Genomic DNA, 19,261 nt, shown 5'->3' on the forward strand with positions numbered 1-19,261 from the left:
ATGTCCGGATCGCTGGAAGGACGACGGGTCGCGTTTCTGGTGGCGCCCGAGGGTGTCGAACAGGTAGAGCTGACTGAACCGTGGCGTGCCACGGCGGAAGCCGGTGCACATCCCATGCTGGTGTCGACAGCCGAGGGGCCCGTTCAGGCCTTCAACCATCTGGATCCTGCCGACAAATTCGGCGTCGATCGACAAGTCAAGGATGTCTCGGCGGACGACTTCGATGCGCTGGTCCTGCCGGGCGGGGTGGCCAACCCTGACCAGTTGCGCACCGATGAACGCGCGGTGTCGTTCGTCCGGGAATTCTTCGAGGCCGGTAAACCGGTCGCTGTTATCTGCCACGGTCCGTGGACGCTGGTGGAAGCCGGTGTTGTTGCCGGCCGGCGCATCACCTCGTGGCCGAGTGTGCGTACCGACATCATCAATGCGGGCGGCGATTGGGTCGATGAGGAGTTGGTGCGCTGCGACTGCGGGCCGTCGATCCTGTTGTCGAGCCGTAAACCCGATGACCTGCCGGCCTTTTGCGATGCCCTGGTGGAGGAGCTCGCGGTACGCGGGGCGACGCTGTGATGGCAGAGCCGATGCCGGTGCCGGTCAAGACCGACAACCGTCGTGCGCGGCTCTGGGTCAACTGGGTGTCGGCGCTCTTGACCGCCGCGGGAGCCGCGTTGGTGATGGTGGTCGCAATGGGTGCGGTGATGAGTACCGCCGCCTGCAGCACCGCCGACTGCCCCGACCTGGGGCCCAGCGGCGTGGTCTTCGGCCTGCTGTACTACGGCGCTCCGGCCATCGCCGCACTGACCATCCTGGCTTCGTTCGTCACGGCGGGCCGCCGGCGCGGGTTCCTGGTGCCGGTGGCCGGGTGGGCGCTTTTGGGGATCGATCTGTTGGCGCTGATGATCGCCTTTAGGCGCTGACGGGCAGGCGGCCCGCCGATGGATCAGCGCCGAGCACCTGTGCTGGAAGCCCTGGCCGATTACCAACGCAAGGATCGGTACGGCTTCAGCCCGCCGGGACACCGCCAGGGCTGTGGTGCCGACCAATCGGTGCGCGACACGTTGGGGCGCGATCTCTTCCGCGCCGACGTGCTCGCCCGCGGCGGTTTGGACGACTGGGAGGCGCACGGGAACGTTCTGACCGACGCCGAGCAGTTGATGGCCGACGCGGTCGGTGCCGAAACGGCGTTCTTCTCCACCTGCGGCAGTTCACTGTCGGTTCGCGCGGCCATGATGGCGGTCGCCGGGGGCTCTTCCGGGGGTCTGCTGCTTCCTCGTGACAGCCACAAGTCGATTGTCGGCGGGCTGATCTTCTCCGGAATCCAGCCCCGCTGGATCACGCCGCGCTGGGACGCCGAACGGCATCTGTGCCACCCGCCGTCACCCGATCGGGTCGCCGGTGCCTGGGAGGAGAATCCCGATGCCGCGGGCGCGCTGATCGTCAGTCCCTCGCCGTACGGCACTTGCGCGGACCTGGCTGCCATCGCCGAGATCTGTCATCAGCGCGGCAAACCGCTGATCGTCGATGAAGCCTGGGGAGCGCACCTGCCTTTCCACGGGGACCTGCCGACCTGGGCGATGGACGCCGGTGCGGACGTTTGCGTGGTCAGCGTGCACAAGATGGGCGCCGGATTCGAGCAGGGCTCCGTCTACCACCTCCAGGGTGATCTCATCGATCGGGCAAGACTGACGGCATGCGCGGATCTGTTGATGACCACCAGCCCCAGTGTGCCGATCTACGCGGCGCTGGACGGTTGGCGGCGCCAGATGGTGCGGCACGGCCGCGAACTGCTGGACGCCGCGTGCAAGCGGGCGCGTGACGTGCGTCGGCATATCGCGGAGATTCCCGATGTCGAGGTGCTCGAGGACGTCCTGTTGGGCGCCGAGGCATCCCACGATCTGGATCGGCTGCAGGTGCTGGTGGATGTGTCGGCGACCGGGACGTCGGGCTATCAAGCCCGCGACTGGCTGCGCGAACAACGCCGCCTCGATGTGGGTTTGGCCGATCACCGGCGCATCCTGGCCACCCTGTCCTTTGCCGATGACCGCGGAACCGCCGACCGGCTGCTTGATGCGCTCACCGGTTGGCGCAGCGCCGCAACCGCTTTCGAACCACCGCCGCCGATCCGTCTGCCTTCGCCGCAAGAGATTCAACTGGAGACCGTGCAGCTACCCCGCGACGCGTTCTTCGGCCGCACCGAGATGGTCGCCGCGTCGCAGGCCGCCGGACGTATCGCGGCCGAACAGATCACGCCGTACCCGCCCGGTGTGCCGGCGGTGGTGCCCGGCGAGCGCCTCAACAGCGCGGTCATCGACTATCTGCGGTCCGGGCTGACGGCCGGGATGGCATTGCCCGACGCCGCCGATTCGTCGTTGGAACACATCCGGGTGGTGGCATAAGGCCCGGCGCGGGTTTTGCCCCCATCTGGTCGGGGTAGCCCAAAGCCATGGCACAGACGACATTGCACAGCAGGAGTGACGTAGTCGATTTCCTCACCGAGCAGCACCAGCGCATCAAGACGCTGTTCGACGAGACATTGTTGGCGGCCGGGGACGAACGCGAGGAGTCCTTCATCCGGCTGCGCCGGCTGTTGGCGGTGCATGAAACAGCCGAAGAGGGGATCGTGCATCCCCGGGCCGCCCGCGAACTCGACCACGGCCGTGAGGTGATCAGCGCGCGGCTGGAAGAGGAGAAGCAGGCCAAGACGATGCTGGCCCAGCTGGAGGACGTCGACGTCGATTCGGAGTTCTTCACCGAGAAGCTGCGGGAACTGCGCGACGACGTGATCGACCACGCCGAACACGAGGAACACGAGGAATTCTCCGAGTTGCAGGCCGAACTCAGCGACGACGAGCTGCAGCGGCTGCAGCGGGCGGTCAAGCTCGCTGAGGCGATCGCGCCGACCAGGCCGCACGCGGGGGTCGAAAGCGCGCTGGCCAATGCGCTGGTGGGGCCCTTTGCCTCGATGATTGACCGGGCCCGTGACGCGATCCTGGGGTATGACTCGTGATCGGCCTCGGGTTGTTGCTGCTGATCCTGGGGCTGGTCTTCAACGTCTACGTCCTGTGGGCGATCGGGATCGTCCTGCTGGTCGTCGGAGCGGTGTTCTGGCTGCTGGGAGCGGTCGGGCGCCCGGTTGGCGGCAGACGCTACTGGTACTGATCCACCGTGCCGGCCGTGTTTGAGCGCAACGTCGCCGACGGAGTCCACCGGCTGGCACATGCGGCGGTCAACGTCTATCTGATCGAAGATGACAGCGGTGTCACCATTGTCGACACCGGTTTACCGGCCACCTTCAGGCACATCGAATCGGCCCTGGGTCAACTCGGGCGCTCCGCCGAAGATGTGGCAGCCGTGGTGTTGACCCACGCGCATTTCGACCATGTCGGCTCGGCCCGACGGGCGCGTCAGCGGTGGCAGGTGCCGGTGTGGGTGCACGCTGCGGATCAGTACCTTGCCGCGCATCCCTATCGATATGCTCACGAACGCAGCCGCTTGATGTATCCGCTGCGCTATCCGAGATCGATTCGCTACCAGGCGAAGATGGCAGCTTCCGGCGCTCTGTTGGTGCGTGGCATCACCGACACCACCTGCTATGGCGCGGGCAGCGTGCTCGATGTACCCGGCCGGCCGCGGGTGGTGTTCAGTCCCGGTCATACGCTGGGGCACTGCGGATTGCACCTGGCAGACCGCAGCACCCTCATCTCCGGGGACGCGCTGGTCACCCTGGATCCCTACACCGGCGTGGCGGGTCCGCAGATCGTCTCGGGTGCCGCCACGGCGGACAGCAGCGAAGCGCTGGCCTCGTTGACCGCGCTGGCCGACACGGGCGCAAAAACCGTACTTCCCGGCCACGGCGAACCCTGGCTCGACGGCGTGGCATCGGCGGTGCAGGCGGCGTTGCGGGCAGGGCCGTCCTGAGCCAGGTCGCCTGTCAGACGGTCAGACTCGGCCTCCCGCTCCCAGCGTGCCCTGCATATCGGGCTTCATCGCCACCAGCTGGGCGTTCCAGTAGCCCCAACTGTGCACTCCGGCAGCGTCGATGTTGAAGGTCGCATTGTGACCGCCCGCCCCGGTGTAGGCGTCGCGGAAGGCGACGTTGCTCTGCATGACGACCTGCTCGATCACCTGGCCGGGCAGGCTTCCCTCGCCGATCTCCGACGGGGTGCCGTTGCCGCTGTAGATCCACAGCCGGGTGCCGTTGCCGGCCAGGCGCCCGGCTTGGACCGTGGGGTCGTTGCGCTGCCATCCGGCGCTCCCGGAGGGGCCCCACATGTCCTGGGGGTTAAAACCGCCCTCGTCATTCATCGCCATTCCGATCAGCGTGGGCCCGTTGCCGCTGGACGGTGTCAACAACGCCGAAAGAGATGCGGCATAAGCGAATTGCTGCGGATGGTAGGCCGCCAGGATGAGGGCCGACGACCCGGACATGGAGATGCCCACCACGGCGTTTCGGGTGGATCGCACGCCCTTCCCGGCAAGGAAATTCGGCAGCTCACTGGTCAGAAACGTCTCCCATTTGTAAGTCTGCCCGTTGGCCGACCCATACCAGTCGGTGTAGAAGCTGGAGCGTCCGCCGACCGGTGCCACCACCGAGATCCCGGAGCCGGCGTACTCACTGAACGCCGGTGTCTCGATGTCCCAGCCGCTGCGATCGTCACGGGCCCGCAGCCCGTCCAGCAGGTAGACAGCCGGCGCCCCGCCGCCCTGGAACTCCACCGTGATGTTGTGGCCCATGCTCGGCGAGGGCACAGACAGGAACTCGGGCCCGGCGGCGCCGGCTGGCGGGGCCGATGCGCCTAAGCCGATCAATGCCGGCAGCAACGCCGCCGCGGTTGCGACCACGCCGACCCGGCGCGTTAGGTCATTCCACATTGTTCTCCCCTTTCGCGCAGACCAGAGCGCCAAGGCCCGTCGGCCGGGTGTGCGAGAGGGGAGAGATCGACACAGGGCCCGGAGGCTTTGGGTCCGTCCGTCGGCATTGCTAGATGCCGCGGATGGCTGCCCTGCAGTCTGAAGACAGATATCTGACTTACTTGTCTTAACAAAGTGGGGGAACGTTGTCCAGAGCGTTCGTCATAGCGCTACCGAAAAAAATTTCCCTGCATGCTGTTTGAGGCGGCGCCACGGCGGGCACCTACACCGACATGTCCGAGCTTGACCCCACCTCCTTCCTTGGCGCTCTGGCGATCGCTGCGTCGGCCGCCGGTGCCACAATGCTTTTCGCCCCCGCTGTTCCCGCCGCGCGGGCTGCGCCCTGTCCCAACACCGAAGTGGTTTTCGCGCGCGGAACCGGTGAGCCGGCCGGCGTAGGACCGACGGGGCAGGCGTTCCTCAATGCGCTGAACGCACGCCTGGGCTACAGCCCGGCCGTCTACGCGGTCAACTACCCGGCCACCGATCAGTGGGACACCGGAGTCGATGGCGTACGGGACGCGGGGGCGCACGTCGTCTCCCGCGCGACCAATTGCCCCAACACAAAGATGGTGCTGGGTGGCTACTCCCAAGGCGCCGCGGTGATGGGTTTCGTCACCTCTGCCCAGGTACCCGACGGGGTAGATCCGGCAACGGTACCCAAACCCCTCGATCCGGACGTCGCCGATCACGTCGCCGCGGTGGTGTTGTTCGCCATGCCCAACGAGCGCGCGATGAATTTTCTCAACGAGCCGACTATTGTGATCGGACCCCTGTATCAGGCAAAGACCCTGCAGGTCTGCGCGGTAGAGGACGCGGTGTGCTCCGACGGCATGAACTTCGCGGCGCACGACAGCTACGCCGGCGACGACGCGACCATGGTTCAGCAGGGAGCCGACTTCGCCGCTCGTCAGCTGCTCCAGGGCCGCGTGGGATAGCCCACTGGCCGGCCGCAGGAACCGCCGAGGACGCTGGCGGCGCGAGCAGATCCGGGTCGCCGATCCCGACCAAGTCCGGCGCTCGATCCGCGGCACCGCCATCGGCAACTTCATGGAGTGGTACGACTTCGGTGTCTACGGCTATCTGGCCACCACCATCGCGCGGGTGTTCTACCCGGGCGGCGGCGGCCTGATCGGCGCGTTCGGCACCCTGGCCGCAGCGTTCGCGGTGCGCCCCATCGGCGGATTGGTCTTCGGCCCGCTCGGCGATCGGATCGGACGTAAACCGGTGCTGGTCACCACCCTGCTGCTGATGACGCTCGGCACCACCGCCACCGGGCTGCTTCCGAGCTATAGCGCTATCGGCGTCGCGGCCCCCGTCCTGCTCGTCGCGACGCGAATGGTGCAGGGCTTCTCCGCCGGCGGTGAATACGTCGGCGCGATGGTCTACGTCGGCGAACAGGCCCCCGACAACAAGCGCGGCATGATGGCCGGATTTCTTCCGCTGAGTTCGCAGGCCGGCTACGTCGTCGCGGGTCTGCTGGTCACCGCACTGCAGAGTCGGCTGAGTGACGAGGCAATGGTCAGTTGGGGGTGGCGAATTCCGTTGTTGCTCAGCGCTCCGCTCGGGCTGGCCGCTCTCTACCTCCGGTTGCATCTGGACGAATCACCGGCTTATCAGCAGGCGGGCGGTCGGCGCGATGAGCCCGACGACTCCGCCGCGAGGCAGCTGCGGCGCACCGCCAAGCAGTGGCGGCCCCTGCTGCTGTGTGTCGCACTGGTCTTGACTTACAACGTCACCGACTATCTGCTCACCGGCTATCTGCCCACCTACCTGCAGACCACCGCGAAGATTCCAGACACCGCCGGCCTGTTGCTGATCGTGCTGACGCTGTTGGTTCTGATGGCCTCCGTGGTCTTGGTGGCCCGGTTGTCCGATCGCATCGGGGTCAAACCGGTGCTGTGGACGGGATGTGCCATGCTGCTGGCTCTTTCGGTTCCGGCATTCGGCCTGATCCGGTCCGCCCACAACTATCCAACGGCATTCGCCGGGGTTCTACTGGTCGGGCTGATGCTGCTGTGCTTCGATGCGACATTGCCGGGGACGCTGCCCGCCCTGTTTCCCACCCGGGTGCGCTACGGGGCGCTGGCTATCGGCTTCAACCTATCGGTCTCGGCGTTCGGCGGCACCACGCCGCTGATAGCCGAGACAATGGTCGCCCGCACCGGTAATCCGATGGCCCCGGCCTACCTGCTGGTAGCCGCCGGAGCCATCGGAGCACTCGCGCTGGTCTTCACCCCCGAAGTCGCGGGAAGGCGACTGCCCGGCTCAGGGCCGGCCGTGGAGAGTGAGGCGCGGGCACGCCAACTCGCCGGGGGCAGTGAGGGTTAGTGGACGCGTTGGAAGCCCTCCACTCCGACCAGCGCGTCGGCCACAGACGAGGTGGTCGGCACGGCGTTATCCGGGTCGCAGATTCGCAGCAGCCGCGACATCGCGACGCCAGGAACCGTCGTGCAGTGGACCAAGGCCTCGGCGCATCGGTCGGTGATCGTCTTGAGTGCCGAAAATGCAGCCGTGCCAACGAATTCCAGATCGTTTAGGTCGAGCACCAGCCACTCGCAGTAGCCCGCGCACCGTTGCGCGTAGTCGGCCAACTGGTCTGCGTTGGAGGCGTCCAGCTCGCCACGAACGCTGATCACGGCACCGGAGCGGCCCCAGCGGGTGACCGAACGGGCGGTGCGGCTCGCCCAGGTATCGGAGGGGGGAGAATTTATTCGGCTCGCCGGGGACACTGATCCGGCGGTCTTTAAAGCGGGCATTGAATTACTCCATCAGTCGAAACTCGTACTGTGGATCGCGTCGATGCGAGTTACACCTTCACGGATGAGATACCGGGAGCAAGCCCCCGGCTAGCGTGGGTGACGCGTCTTTCCGGGTGGCTGTGAACTCAACCTGCTAACGAACCTACGCCGATCCTCGTCACTGTGCAACGGTTCGGTAACGGCGCATCTGCTGACCGTCCGCGAATTCCCTTGCAGCAAAACGTTTCGGGGGGCATTTCCACGTTTAGACGCCGGCGCCTGGGGTAACAACCGATTGTGGCATCTCCGCAGATCAACCGGCGTTCGGTGCTCGCCTGGCACGTGCACGGCTCGTGGATGGACTCCTTCGTCGCCGGCGAACACCGCTACCTGATTCCGGTCAACGCCCCGGGCGATCCGGACGGGCGCGGATTGTGCGGTCGCGACTGGCCGCAGGCGCGAGAGGTGCCGCTGACGGCATTGCGTGACCAAGAGATCGATCTGGTGGTGCTGCAGCGACCGCATGAGCTGGAATTGGCTGCGCGGCTGCTGGGCCGCCGGCCCGGGATCGACGTTCCTGCCGTGTACGTCGAGCACAACACCCCGCGGCCGTTCGTGGTGGAGAGCCTGCACCCGATCGCCGACCGCGATGACATCCCGTTGGTCCACGTCACCGCCTTCAACCAGCTGATGTGGGACAACGGCCGGGCGCCGACCATGGTCATCGACCATGGGATCGCCGACCCTGGCCATCTGTATACCGGGGACATCGCGGCGGCCGGTGCCCTGATCAACGAACCGCTGCGGCGGTGGCGCACCGTCGGCGCGGACCTGCTGGGCGCGTTGGGGCAGTCTGTGCCGGTCGACGTGTGGGGGATCGGAAGCGAGGACCTCAACGACCCGGCGCATCGGTGCGCAGGTGTCGTCGGCCACGGGGACCTGCGCACCAACCAGCTGATGAAGGAACTGGCACACCGCCGGGTCTACCTGCACACCGCGCGCTGGACGTCGCTGGGTCTGTCGCTGCTGGAGGCCATGTTCCTGGGGATGCCGGTGGTGGCGGTGGCGGCCACGATGGCGCCGATGGTGGTGCCCCCGGAGGCGGGTGTCGTCAGTGCGGACATCGACACGTTGCGGGCTGCCCTCAGTGGGCTGGTCGCCGACCGCTACCTGGCCGAGGTGGTGGGCAAGGCGGCCCGTAACTACGCCATGGAGCACTTCGGTCTCGACCGATTCCTGCGGCAGTGGGATGAGGTCATCGAGGCGCAATGCCGCGCCGGGAGTAGCGGGGGAATACTGCCGTGAAGATCGCAATGATTTCCGAACATTGCACGGTCCGACCACGGCCCACTCGGGTCGCCCGCGCATCGTGGCGGTTGGCAGGTTCTTCCCACGCAAGGGATTCGACACGGTGATAGAGGTACTGACCACGGTGCCCAGCGCCGAGTTGGTGATCGCCGGCGGGCCCCCGCGGGCCGAACTCGACACCGTTCCGGAAGCCTGCCGGCTGCTTAGGATGGCCGCCGAACCCGTTGTCGCAGAACGGGTGTCACTGTACGGCCCCATCGCCCGCGCCGATATGCCAGCGCTGCTGCGGTCTGCCGATGTCGTTGCCTGTACGCCCTGGTACGAGCCCTTCGGCATCGTGCCACTGGAGGCGGTGGCGCGCGGGGTTCCGGTGGGGGCGTCGGCGGTGGGAGGCATGCTCGATACGGTCGTCCAGCAGGGCCGGGGCGCATCGCGGCCCGGGCATCCGGGGCGCGGGGATGGCCCCCGCTCCGTGTAACACCTGAGCGTTATCTGGCAAGCCGCTTGGTTCCGGCCCGGATCGGCGTACGCAACGTTGGAAGTGGTTGCTGCGGCTGGATGATCGGAGGAACATGGATGCATCTATTGGGGAAGATGGGCGGAGCGACGACATGGCGGTGACGAGCCGCAACGACATGATGCGCGACGTGGCGGACCTGGTGCAGACCTTGAATCAGCGCTCGGGCGTCGAACCCGAGGGCGCGCTGGATGAGCTATTGGTGAACCTGCTGGCACATATGCCCTGTGCTCAGCATGCCGGTGTCACGCTCACCACGTCGACCGGTGAGGTGCATACCCTGTCGGCCACCGACCCGTACCCGGCGGCGCTTGACGACATTCAGCGGAAGCAGCGCGAGGGGCCGTGTCTGGCCGCGGCCTGGAAACAGCATGTGGTTCGCCTGGATGACGTCTGCTCTGAGGAGCGCTGGCCGTCGTATTGCCGGGAGGTCGCGGCCACGACACCGATTCGGTCCATCCTGGCGTTCGAACTGTTCACCGGTGAAGGCAGCACCGGCGCACTGAACTTCTACTCCCAGACCGACAACGCTTTCGACGATGACGCGGTGGAGTTGGGTTTGATCCTGGCGACCCACGCCGCGCTGGCCTGGCACATGGTTCGCCGCGACGAACAGTTCCGCAGTGCGCTGGCCTCCCGCGACGTCATCGGTCAAGCAAAAGGCATGCTGATGGAGCGGTTCGGCATCGACGCGTTGCAGGCCTTCGAGCTGCTCAAGCGACTGTCGCAGAACTCCAACACCCCGTTGGCCGGCGTGGCACAGCAGGTGGTGAGTCATCGATGAGCCCGTCGGCGGCGGTTGCACGCGGCGAGCTGGCGCGTCTGCGGGCCCAGGAGCTGCAGCTGCGACGCGCCGAGTTGGCTGCGGGGATAGCGGTGACCCCGAACAATGGGTGATTACCACCAGGGTGTCCTCGCCGGTCGCCACGATCTGCGCCACCGGCCTTGCTCGAAATGCCAATTCCCGCAACGTCACCAGACCGGCAAGCTGACCGTGCCGCTCGTACGTCGACGCCGCCGGGTCGTAGTGATCCAGGCCGCTGTACGAGCCGGCCACCTCGCGGAAGATCCGATGCTTGAGGCTCAGGGGGAAACGATCGCTGTGGCTCAGCAGCATCTCGGCGTGGCCGAGAAACTGGGTTCCCTGCGCTGGCGATGTAAAATGCAAGCGGCCCAACACATTACGTTGCATCTCTGCTTTCATTTACATCAAGGTGTTGCGGCACAACAACAGGTCCACCCGCGAGACCGGCGCGTCCCTGACCAGGTCGTCGCGACCGAAGATCACCCGCGGCGCAAGTCTTTGTGAAAGATGTACCGTCGGTTGACCTGGTCGCAGTAGCGGTCCAGATGCTCCGGGCACCGATTCGACGGCTTTGGCGTCGTAAAGTCGAAGCCCCGGGAGTCTCGCAGGTATCACAACAGGGCCCGCGAACGCCTCGTCCAACCCTTCGTTCTGCCCGTCCATCTCGCCCCGGCCGCGCGGAGAATGTGCGCTGACGCACACACTACTCGCGGGACGGTCCGGGTCGGTGAAGGTCAAAGCCGGTCCTCCGGGCCGAGCATCGCCCACACCGTCTTGCCGCTCTGCGTGGGGCTGCTGCCCCAGGCGCTGCACAGGGCACTGAGCACCGCCAGGCCGGAGGGCCACTCGGGGCCGCCGCCGACGCCTTCGCGGAGCATCGCCGGGCTGGAATTGGTGTCCTGGACCGCGACAGTGACTGTGGAGCCGGCGTATTCCAGCAATAGCACCGGTGGACTGTCGGTATGGCAGAGCACGTTCTCCACCAGCACGTCGACAACCACTTTCGCCGTGGGGATCACCGGGACCTGCGACCAGTTGGTCAGCCACTCGGCCACGAAGTCACGGGACCTGCGCAGACTGCTCAGCGAATGCGAGAGGGCGATACGAGCTCGGCGCCGTGGATACGGGCCCTCCGCCAGCGACGCCACCGCGGACTCGACATCGGCATGCACCGCGACGTAGCGGGTCACGCCGGTGCTCGAGATCCGGGCGGCCACCTTCGGTTGCGGACAAACCAGCAGGATCGGAATATCCGGCCAGGTGCTGACATGCCAGCGAGCGCTGGTGAACACCGACCACGCCGAGGGCGCCGGGACATCGAGCCGGCTGACGTCGACCAGCACGGCGGGGGGTTCGTCGAGCGCCGCCTTGATCACGCTGTCGCGCAGCTCGAGATAGTTGCTGCTGTCCAATGTCCCGGTAGCAGTCAACAGACACACACCTGCGACGGCGGCCACTGTCACCGTCAGCTGACTCGGTGTGCTATTCAGGGCCGTCCTCCTGCGCACCTTCGACGGGGGTCAACCGCCGGCCGAGCCCCGAGGTCGCGTGTTAGGCCTCGCGGGCCAGTACCTCGTAGTGGTCGCTCAAGATGCCGGGGCGGACCTGGTCGGCGAGCCGGCACGACAGTTTGACCTTCTCCAGGCAGGTCGCCGATCCGTGCCGCCGGCGCCTGTTGTTCGACCATGCCTGCGTTGATCGTGTTGTTCGGCATGGCCGGGAGCATTACGTCAGTGGGCGATTGGGCGATCGTCGCCCCGCCGCGCGATCGGCGGGCGGCCAACCCCACCACCCCGTCGTCCAGTACTCCGGACAGCAGCACTCCGATAGCACGGTGGCCATGGGCCAGCGCGATCGACCGAAACAGCGCGTTGATGGCGGGTCGGTGCCCGTTCTCGGTGGGACCTTCCGACAGCGCCATCCGCCCGTCGTCGGCTAGGAGGTGGTGGATCGGCGCAGCGACGTAGATCTTGCCGTGCTCTATGGGGGTCCCCGCGGTCGCGGTCTCTGCCGCCAGCGGGCCGGCCCGGTTCAGGATCCGGGCGAGCACACTGGGCGCTCCCGGTGGAATGTGCAGGGCTACCAGAACGGCGCAGGGCAAGCTCTTCGGCAACGCTGCCGTGAAGCTCTTCAGCGCCTCCACCCCGCCGGCCGACGCGCCTACGCCGACAACGTTGAGGGGACTGGGGTTCCCTGCCATCGCACTCTCCACCTTCAGGTGGCTACCCACTCCGGCTGCGCAGGCAACCTCAGCGTGCGGTGCGATTGAGCGCAGTCTTCGCGCGGTGTTCAGGTAACGGTCAACAGGGTGTGGTCCAGATCGGAGAGCGCAGCGGCCGGCAGCCTGCCGGTGTAAGCGGCCAGGAAGCGGGCTGCCAGGTCGCGCACCTTGATGTTGGTCTCCTGGGAGCGCCACACCAGAATGTCGAACGCGCGCTCGGCGGAGATGCCGTACGCCACCATCAGCACGCCCTTGGCCTGCTCGATCACCGCACGTGACTGGGCGACCTCGGAGACCGCAGCGCTGACGTCGGCCTGCAACACATCGGTGACGTCCACATAGAAGCCGGCCGTGCCGGTCACCGTGTCGTGGTCGTCGAGCATGCGATCCCCGACCACGATCACCCAGTGCACCTGCCCAGCGGTGTCGATAATCCGGTGCCGGCTGCTGAACGGCTCGCCCTGCACGACGCGCTCGAGCACCGCTGCCACCTCGGCGCGGTCCTCGGGATGTTTGTGTTGCAGCAGCAACTCGGTGCTGGGTGTCACCGTGCCCGGCTCGTAGCCGTGCATGCGGGCGACCGTATCCGACCACTCCCAGCGCTGCTCGCCAAGCCAGTAATGGAACCGGCCGACCCGCTGCGGCTCGCCGTGGCCGACTACCAGATCGAGATCACTGTGGATCTCGGAGTCATCGCCCATTGGCGTCGTGAACGACGCGTTGACATCCCCGACCACCGCATACCCGCCTTCTCGTACTCCAACAGTATGAGCTGATTCCAACGGCCGGCGGGCAAACCGCAGCCTGGAATCGCAGGAATGAGCGCACGGACGATCCAGACTGGCGCTGCATCCTGAACGCCCGAGCGACGTAACTATCCACAATTTCCAGACGCTGCGCAACTACCACCGGGTTTCCCCGTCGGCCGGGCAGGGTACGCGTTGCGGCAGGTGTGTTCCAGCAAAGCGGACCGCCACTGAAATATCGACTCGATGGAAGGAGTCAGAAGTGAAGCTCTCCAAGACTGCAGCCAAGACGGCCGCCGGCGCGGCAGGAATCGCCGCGGTGAGTGTTTTCTCCGCGACCACCGCCATGGCCGAGCCGGCGATCCAACCGTTCGGCATGCCCGAACAGCTCAATGATGGGGCGATGGCAACGTCCTACACGGTCAGCAACCTGGGCCCGGCCAACATCACCATTCCGGGCTACCAGCCCCGAGGCAAGCTGTATCAAGCCGACGTGACCGCGCGTGCCGATCGTGGAACGGTGACCCCGGTCGTCTCGGACTTCAACGCCAGGGCGGCCAACAGTGAGACCTACCGCGTGATCAACACGGTGCCGACGCCCGGCGGCATCAATCCCGGGCCGATCGGTCAGGGGGCTGCCGCCAACGGCAAGATCTACTTCGATGTCACCGGCCCACCGCCGGACGGAGTGGTCTACAACGACGGTGTGCAGGACGTGCTGATCTGGACCAGCAAGGCCTGACGCCGACCCGAGATGGGGCCGATCGGGGGGTCGGGCCCATCCGGATGTGGTTGCCATGCGAGCGCTGAGGCGGGTACTGATCACCGGCGGTGCCGGGTTTCTCGGCAGCCGGCTGTGTGTGCGGCTGCTCTTTGCCGACCCGGCCCGGTTCGGGCCGGTGGGACGCCGTCTTCCATCTGGCCCCGCCGCTTCGCCGCCGGACTATCTGCGATTGCCGATAGCGACCTTGCGTGCGAAGACGGCGGCGCTGACCTGTGTGCCGTGGAACGTGCGTTGGCTCGGCTCGCCGACACGCTGCCACCCGGGTCTGCGGGCGCGGTGAAATCCACAGTCCCGGTCGGTGGCGCCGGAATGGCCTGCGTGGGCAACGGATCTGAGCGCGGCAGGTACGCCGGCGATGTTGATGCTCAGGCTCGCGCTCTGGACGCGCGAAGATGATTCCGAACCGCTGACCACGATTAGCCCCCGCCACGACGGGTATGTCATGACTCATGACGACTCTGGGTTATGCGTTGTCGTGCGAGGAGTTCCCTCCCAACGAGCTGGTTCGCCAAGCTGTCCGGGCGCAGCAGGCGGGCTTCGAGGCGCTGTGGATCTCCGATCACTTCCATCCCTGGAACGACCGGCAGGGCAACAGTCCGTTCGTGTGGTCGGTCATCGGCGCGCTGTCGCAGGCGTGCACGCTGCCGATCACCACCGCGGTCACCTGCCCTATCGTGCGGACCCATCCGGTGGTCATCGCGCAGGCGGCAGCGACCAGTGCCGCGTTACTCGACGGCCGCTTCACCTTGGGGGTCGGTACCGGCGAGGCGTTGAACGAACACATCACCGGCCGCCGCTGGCCCACGGCCGCCATCCGGCGCGGCATGCTCGACGAGGCGGTCGCGGTGATCCGTGAACTGTTCACCGGCGCGCAGGTCAACCACCACGGGCGTTACTACACCGTGGAGAACGCCCGGCTCTACACACTGCCGCCACGGCCGACTCCCATCTATGTTTCGGGCTACGGTCCGCACTCGGCGCGGCTGGCGGGCCGGATCGGCGACGGCTACCAGTGCAGCATGCCGGCGGCGGAGCTGGTTTCGGAGTTCCATCACGCCGGCGGTGTGGGCAAGCCCGCTCAAGCGGGGTTCAAAGTCTGTTACGGAGCATCGAAAGAGGATGCGGTGCGTACCGCGCACGCCACCTGGCCGATTGAGCAGCTTCCCGGCGAACTAGGTCAGAACCTGCCCACACCAGCGCATTTCGAGCAGGCGTCGAGCCTGGTGACCGCCGAGGCAGTGGAACGATCAGTTCCTGCTGGGCCGGAAGCGAAGCCGTATCTGGACCGAATCCGCGAGTTCGTCGACGCCGGTTTCGACGAGGTATACGTTCAGCAGATCGGAGCGGACCAGGAGAGCTTCTTCGCCTTCTGGGAATCCGAGATCGCGCCCGAGCTCGCGGAGTCGGCGTAATGGTAGCGACGAAAGAGACTGGGGCGCAGCGCTACCTACCGGAGCGGCGGACGCTGGGCGCGCTGCGTCAGGCGGCTGCCCAGTGCCGCGGTTGCACGCTCTACCGTGACGCGACCCAAACCGTGTTCGGTGAGGGGCGCCGGGGTGCGCCGCTGATGCTGGTCGGTGAGCAACCGGGCGATCACGAAGATCTCGAGGGTCACCCTTTCGTCGGCCCGGCAGGGCGGTTGTTGGACCGTGCGGTGCGCGACGCGGGCATTGACCCGGCGCAAATGTATGTGACCAACGCGGTCAAGCACTTCAAGTTCACTCGCCGCGAGGGCAAACGCCGGATCCACCAGAAGCCCGGCCGCACCGAGGTGGTGGCGTGCCGGCCGTGGTTGATCGCTGAGATCGACTCGGTGCGGCCAGAAGTGGTGATCTGCCTGGGCGCCACGGCGGCGCAGTCGCTGCTGGGTGCGTCGTTCCGTGTCTCGACCGGGCGCGGTGAGCTGCGGTGCCTGCCTGGTCTGGCGGGTTCCAACGGTCGGCCCAGGGTCCTGGCGACCGTTCATCCCTCGGCGGTGCTGCGCGACCGCAGCGACCAGCATGCACAGGCTTACCAAGCGTTCGTCGACGACCTGCGGGTGGCCCGCGACGCCGTGACCAGAGGTGGGACACCGCTGGTGCACCCCGCCGTTTGACAAAACAAGGGGCGGGTAACCGTTTCGCGTTGAAGGGAGCAACCAATGCCGAAAACCGCGGATTTCATCCTCGACAGGCTCCGTCAGTGGGGGGTGCACCGGATCTTCGGGTATCCCGGTGACGGCATCCTCTCGATGCTGGGCGCCTTGGATCGCGCCAACGGGGACCCGGAGCTGATCCAGCCCCGCCATGAGGAGATGGGTGCGTTCATGGCCACCGGCCATGCCAAGTTCACCGGCGAACTCGCCTGCTGTCTCGCCACGTCCGGTGGTGGCGCGATCCACCTGCTCAACGGGCTCTATGACGCCAAACTCGACCACCAGCCGGTGGTCGCGATCGTCGGCCAGCAGAAGCGGATGTCGCTGGGTGCGGCTTTCCAGCAGGAGATCGACCCGATGTCGTTGTTCAAAGACGTCTCGTCGGACTTCATCCAAACCTGCATGGCGCCGGTACAGGCGCGCCACCTGGTAGACCGGGCCTGCAAGGTGGCGCTGACCAATCGGACGGTCGCCACCATCATCCTGCCCGAGGACGTCGCCGAAGAGGACGCGGTGCCGTCGCCGCCACGGATGCACGGCGCGGTGTTCAGCAGTGTCGGTTGGTCTCGGTCACGGATGCTTCCGGCGCAACCGGAGTTGCAGAAGGCCGCCGACATCCTCAATGACGCCGAGAAGGTGGCGATTCTGATCGGGGCCGGCGCGGCCGACGCGTCGGACGAAGTGGTGCAGGTGGCCGAGCTGCTTGGCGCCGGGGTCGCCAAAACCTCGCTGGGGCGGGCCTCGCTGCCCGATGATCTGCCCTATGTGACCGGTCCGATCGGGCTGCTGGGATCCACGGCCAGCGAAGCGATGATGTCGGGCGCCGACACCCTGTTCATGATCGGTTCCAGCTTCCCCTATTCCGAATGGCTTCCCAAGGAGGGCCAGTGCCGGGGTGTGGAGATCAATCACGACGGCCGGATGATCGGAGTCCGGTATCCGATGGATGCCAATCTGATCGGCGACTCCAAAGACACCCTTCAAGAGCTGATTCCACTGCTCAAGCGCAAAGACGACCGGTCCTGGCGGAAGAAGATCGAAGGCGAAGTGCAGGAGTGGTGGCGGGTGCTCGACAAGCGGGCCCACGACAAGGCCAGCCCGCTCAACCCCGAGCTGGTGGTGCATGAGCTGTCCAAGCGGCTGCCCGACAACTCCGTCATCACCACCGATGCCGGCTCGGTGGCCAACTGGTGGGCTCGGCATCTGCGGCTGCGCCCGGGAATGGCCGCGTCGCTGGCCGGCAATCTCGCCACCATGGGACCCGGCACGCCGTATGCGATCGCCGCCAAGCTGGCGCACCCGGGCCGGCCGGTGATCGCCCTGGTCGGCGACGGGGTCTTCCAGATGAACGGCATGGCCGAGATGATCACCGTCAAGCGGTATAAAGAGCGGCTGTCCAAAGGCCCGCTGATCTTCTGTGTGTTCAACAACCAGGACCTCAACCAGGTCACCTTCGAGCAGCGGGCGATGGGCGGGGAGAAGAAATTCGAAGGGTCACAAAGCATTCCGGATGTGCCGTACGCCGAGTTTGCCAAGCTGCTGGGGCTGACCGGCATCCGCTGCGATGACCCGAAGGACATCGGGCATGCCTGGGATCAGGCGCTGGCCGCCTCGAGCCCGGTGGTGCTGGAGGTGGTCGTCGACCCGGATATCGCACCGGTGCCGCCGCAGATCCGGATGGACATCGCGAAGAACACCGCTAAGGCGGTGATCAAAGACCCGGACCGCGTCAACATCGCCACCAAGAACGCCAAGCAGAAGATCCACGAGTTCACCGAGTCGGCCAGGCAGGCGGTGCGCGATCTGCGCGACACGGACGACTAATGAGTTTGCTCAAACATCGCCATACCGGGCAGGTTCCCGCCCGGCCGGACACCCGGTTCGTAGCGGGGATGGCGGCGGTAGACCGGGTCAACGTGATCGGGCTGGAAAAGCAATTGCGCCTCGCGGCTGGGATAGCAGCCGCTGCCTTCGGATTCAGGCGACGCGGAACTCGTCGAGGTCGACCTGTTTGACGCTCAGCCCGTGTCCGGGGGAGGTGCGGTCCGGGCGTAGCACCCCGCCGGGCTCGGGGGTGATCACACCGTCGAAGGCCAGCCCTTCGATCCGGACATGGTCGTGGAAGTACTCCAGATGGCGCAGATGCCACAGTGCCGTGCCGACCTGAGCGCTGATCTGCGGCGCGCAGTGCAGCGACAGGTCGACGCCGCGGGCGTCGCAGAGCGCACCGACTTTGAGCACACCGGTGATACCGAGCGCACGGGTGACGTCGGCCTGCAGGCAGTCCACCGCGCCGGCGGCCAGCATCAGCTCGAAACATGGCAGGTGGTAACCGTATTCTCCGGCGGCGATGTCCATCCCGGGCGGCCCGTTGCGACTCAGCTGGTGCAGGCCCTCAAGATCATCAGAGCTGACCGGTTCCTCGAACCACCGCACGTCGAAATCGGCGAAGCGATGAGCCCACCACAGGGCCTGCTTGCGGTGGTAGGCGCCGTTGGCGTCGACGAACAACTCGATCCCGTCGCCGATCGCGGCGCGCGCCGCCGACACCCGGTTGGCGTCGGCATCCGGGTCGCGACCCACCTTCATCTTGACCCGGGGGATGCCGGCGTCTGCCCAGCCGCACAACTGCTCGCACAAGATGTCGTTGGCATAGGAGGTGAATCCGCCGCTGCCGTAGATCGGGGTGGTGTCGTGGACGGCGCCGAGGGTGATGACCAGCGGCTCATCGAGCAGGCGGGCCCGTAGATCCCACAGTGCGATGTCAACCGCCGAGATCGCCTCGGCGACCACGCCCGGTTTGCCCAGGTTGCGCACCGCGTGCTGCATCGCGGCCCACCGGGCCGCCGGTTGCAACGCGTCCTCGCCGGTAATAACGCCGGCCAGCTTGGCTTCCACCACGGTGGCCACCGCCGTTCCGCCGTAGGTGTAGCCGGTTCCGACGAGCCCGCCGGCGCGGACGCTGACCAGCACAAAGGTGGTGGAGTCCCAGCTCAGCGTACCGTCGGACTCCGGGGCGTCGGTGGGGATCGCGTAGGCCGAGACGTTCACGGACTCGATCGGGATCGCGGAAGCTGCGCGCAAGGTCATCGAT

At 66.5% G+C, this 19,261-nt stretch carries 21 protein-coding genes and 2 pseudogenes; 16 read left to right on the forward strand and 7 right to left on the reverse strand.

Annotation, left to right across the window (positions count from 1 at the left end; all coding sequences use genetic code 11):
* Genes EJK91_RS00615 through EJK91_RS00635 form a run of 6 tightly spaced genes read left to right on the forward strand, consistent with a single transcriptional unit; the run spans position 1 to position 3,918 of the window.
* Positions 1 to 570 (forward strand): type 1 glutamine amidotransferase domain-containing protein, encoded by a 570-nt coding sequence (locus EJK91_RS00615; RefSeq protein WP_024441531.1) that lies wholly within the window; start codon positions 1 to 3, stop codon positions 568 to 570.
* The gene (locus EJK91_RS00620; protein ID WP_024441530.1) at positions 570 to 917 is read left to right on the forward strand and encodes a hypothetical protein; all 348 of its coding nucleotides are present in this window, start codon (positions 570 to 572) and stop codon (positions 915 to 917) included. The genes EJK91_RS00615 and EJK91_RS00620 overlap by 1 nt, the downstream gene beginning before the upstream one ends.
* 18 nt (positions 918 to 935) lie before the next feature.
* Positions 936 to 2,396, forward strand: coding sequence for an aminotransferase class I/II-fold pyridoxal phosphate-dependent enzyme (locus EJK91_RS00625; RefSeq protein WP_125077982.1), 1,461 nt, complete (start codon positions 936 to 938; stop codon positions 2,394 to 2,396).
* 47 nt (positions 2,397 to 2,443) lie between these two features.
* Positions 2,444 to 3,007 (forward strand): hemerythrin domain-containing protein, encoded by a 564-nt coding sequence (locus EJK91_RS00630; RefSeq protein WP_125077983.1) that lies wholly within the window; start codon positions 2,444 to 2,446, stop codon positions 3,005 to 3,007.
* A complete protein-coding gene (locus EJK91_RS21595) occupies positions 3,004 to 3,159 on the forward strand; it encodes a hypothetical protein (protein WP_164517841.1) in 156 nt (51 codons plus the stop codon). Before EJK91_RS00630 ends, EJK91_RS21595 begins: the two co-directional genes overlap by 4 nt.
* A 15-nt stretch (positions 3,160 to 3,174) precedes the next feature.
* Positions 3,175 to 3,918, forward strand: a complete 744-nt coding sequence (locus EJK91_RS00635) for an MBL fold metallo-hydrolase (protein ID WP_125077984.1) — start codon at positions 3,175 to 3,177, stop codon at positions 3,916 to 3,918.
* Between the two features lie 21 nt (positions 3,919 to 3,939).
* Here the strand turns inward: EJK91_RS00635 and EJK91_RS00640 are convergent, their stop codons facing one another.
* The gene (locus tag EJK91_RS00640) at positions 3,940 to 4,872 is read right to left on the reverse strand and encodes an esterase family protein (RefSeq protein ID WP_125077985.1); all 933 of its coding nucleotides are present in this window, start codon (positions 4,870 to 4,872) and stop codon (positions 3,940 to 3,942) included.
* Positions 4,873 to 5,144: 272 nt separating this feature from the next.
* On the opposite strand from EJK91_RS00640, the gene EJK91_RS00645 reads away from it, so the two are divergent.
* Entirely contained in the window at positions 5,145 to 5,849 is a 705-nt protein-coding gene (locus tag EJK91_RS00645) for a cutinase family protein (RefSeq protein WP_125077986.1), read from the forward strand.
* Positions 5,850 to 5,898: 49 nt separating this feature from the next.
* Positions 5,899 to 7,242, forward strand: coding sequence for an MFS transporter (locus EJK91_RS00650; RefSeq protein WP_444850783.1), 1,344 nt, complete (start codon positions 5,899 to 5,901; stop codon positions 7,240 to 7,242).
* Here EJK91_RS00650 and EJK91_RS00655 read toward each other — a convergent pair.
* On the reverse strand, positions 7,239 to 7,670 hold the full coding sequence (locus EJK91_RS00655; RefSeq protein WP_125077988.1) for an STAS domain-containing protein: 432 nt from the start codon (positions 7,668 to 7,670) through the stop codon (positions 7,239 to 7,241). The genes EJK91_RS00650 and EJK91_RS00655 overlap by 4 nt on opposite strands.
* A gap of 339 nt (positions 7,671 to 8,009) precedes the next feature.
* On the opposite strand from EJK91_RS00655, the gene EJK91_RS00660 reads away from it, so the two are divergent.
* The 3 genes from EJK91_RS00660 to EJK91_RS00670 all read left to right on the forward strand — a co-directional run bounded on the left by EJK91_RS00660 (position 8,010) and on the right by EJK91_RS00670 (position 10,261).
* On the forward strand, positions 8,010 to 8,957 hold the full coding sequence (locus tag EJK91_RS00660; protein ID WP_125078038.1) for a glycosyltransferase: 948 nt from the start codon (positions 8,010 to 8,012) through the stop codon (positions 8,955 to 8,957).
* Entirely contained in the window at positions 8,902 to 9,438 is a 537-nt protein-coding gene (locus tag EJK91_RS00665; protein WP_444850778.1) for a glycosyltransferase, read from the forward strand. Before EJK91_RS00660 ends, EJK91_RS00665 begins: the two co-directional genes overlap by 56 nt.
* 133 nt (positions 9,439 to 9,571) lie before the next feature.
* A complete protein-coding gene (locus EJK91_RS00670; RefSeq protein WP_046300711.1) occupies positions 9,572 to 10,261 on the forward strand; it encodes a GAF and ANTAR domain-containing protein in 690 nt (229 codons plus the stop codon).
* Positions 10,262 to 10,372: 111 nt separating this feature from the next.
* Here EJK91_RS00670 and EJK91_RS22230 read toward each other — a convergent pair.
* The 4 genes and pseudogenes from EJK91_RS22230 to EJK91_RS00690 form a co-directional block, all read right to left on the reverse strand.
* Positions 10,373 to 10,864: pseudogene (locus EJK91_RS22230) on the reverse strand (CheR family methyltransferase); the annotation flags it as partial.
* A gap of 152 nt (positions 10,865 to 11,016) precedes the next feature.
* The gene (locus EJK91_RS00680) at positions 11,017 to 11,772 is read right to left on the reverse strand and encodes an STAS domain-containing protein (RefSeq protein WP_444850784.1); all 756 of its coding nucleotides are present in this window, start codon (positions 11,770 to 11,772) and stop codon (positions 11,017 to 11,019) included.
* Between the two features lie 161 nt (positions 11,773 to 11,933).
* Positions 11,934 to 12,482, reverse strand: a pseudogene (locus EJK91_RS00685) (chemotaxis protein CheB); the annotation flags it as partial.
* An 89-nt stretch (positions 12,483 to 12,571) separates the two neighbouring features.
* Complete coding sequence (locus tag EJK91_RS00690) at positions 12,572 to 13,204, reverse strand: PAS and ANTAR domain-containing protein (protein ID WP_125078039.1); 633 nt, start codon at positions 13,202 to 13,204, stop codon at positions 12,572 to 12,574.
* 307 nt (positions 13,205 to 13,511) lie between these two features.
* Between EJK91_RS00690 and EJK91_RS00695 the strand changes: the two genes are divergently transcribed.
* From EJK91_RS00695 to EJK91_RS00715, 5 genes are all read left to right on the forward strand, one after another.
* Complete coding sequence (locus EJK91_RS00695) at positions 13,512 to 13,991, forward strand: MPT63 family protein (protein ID WP_125077991.1); 480 nt, start codon at positions 13,512 to 13,514, stop codon at positions 13,989 to 13,991.
* 55 nt (positions 13,992 to 14,046) lie between these two features.
* Positions 14,047 to 14,313 (forward strand): hypothetical protein, encoded by a 267-nt coding sequence (locus EJK91_RS00700; RefSeq protein ID WP_125077992.1) that lies wholly within the window; start codon positions 14,047 to 14,049, stop codon positions 14,311 to 14,313.
* Positions 14,314 to 14,482: 169 nt separating this feature from the next.
* Positions 14,483 to 15,445, forward strand: a complete 963-nt coding sequence (locus EJK91_RS00705) for a TIGR03557 family F420-dependent LLM class oxidoreductase (RefSeq protein WP_024441517.1) — start codon at positions 14,483 to 14,485, stop codon at positions 15,443 to 15,445.
* The gene (locus EJK91_RS00710) at positions 15,445 to 16,128 is read left to right on the forward strand and encodes a UdgX family uracil-DNA binding protein (RefSeq protein ID WP_024441516.1); all 684 of its coding nucleotides are present in this window, start codon (positions 15,445 to 15,447) and stop codon (positions 16,126 to 16,128) included. The genes EJK91_RS00705 and EJK91_RS00710 overlap by 1 nt, the downstream gene beginning before the upstream one ends.
* Positions 16,129 to 16,173: 45 nt before the next feature.
* Positions 16,174 to 17,991: a thiamine pyrophosphate-requiring protein gene (locus EJK91_RS00715; RefSeq protein ID WP_125077993.1), complete on the forward strand. Its 1,818-nt coding sequence runs from the start codon at positions 16,174 to 16,176 to the stop codon at positions 17,989 to 17,991.
* Between the two features lie 153 nt (positions 17,992 to 18,144).
* Here EJK91_RS00715 and EJK91_RS00720 read toward each other — a convergent pair whose 3' ends face one another.
* Entirely contained in the window at positions 18,145 to 19,257 is a 1,113-nt protein-coding gene (locus EJK91_RS00720; protein ID WP_125077994.1) for an enolase C-terminal domain-like protein, read from the reverse strand.
* Between the last annotated feature and the right edge of the window lie 4 nt (positions 19,258 to 19,261).

The organism is Mycobacterium sp. P7213, from assembly GCF_900604305.1.
Lineage (GTDB): Bacteria > Actinomycetota > Actinomycetes > Mycobacteriales > Mycobacteriaceae > Mycobacterium.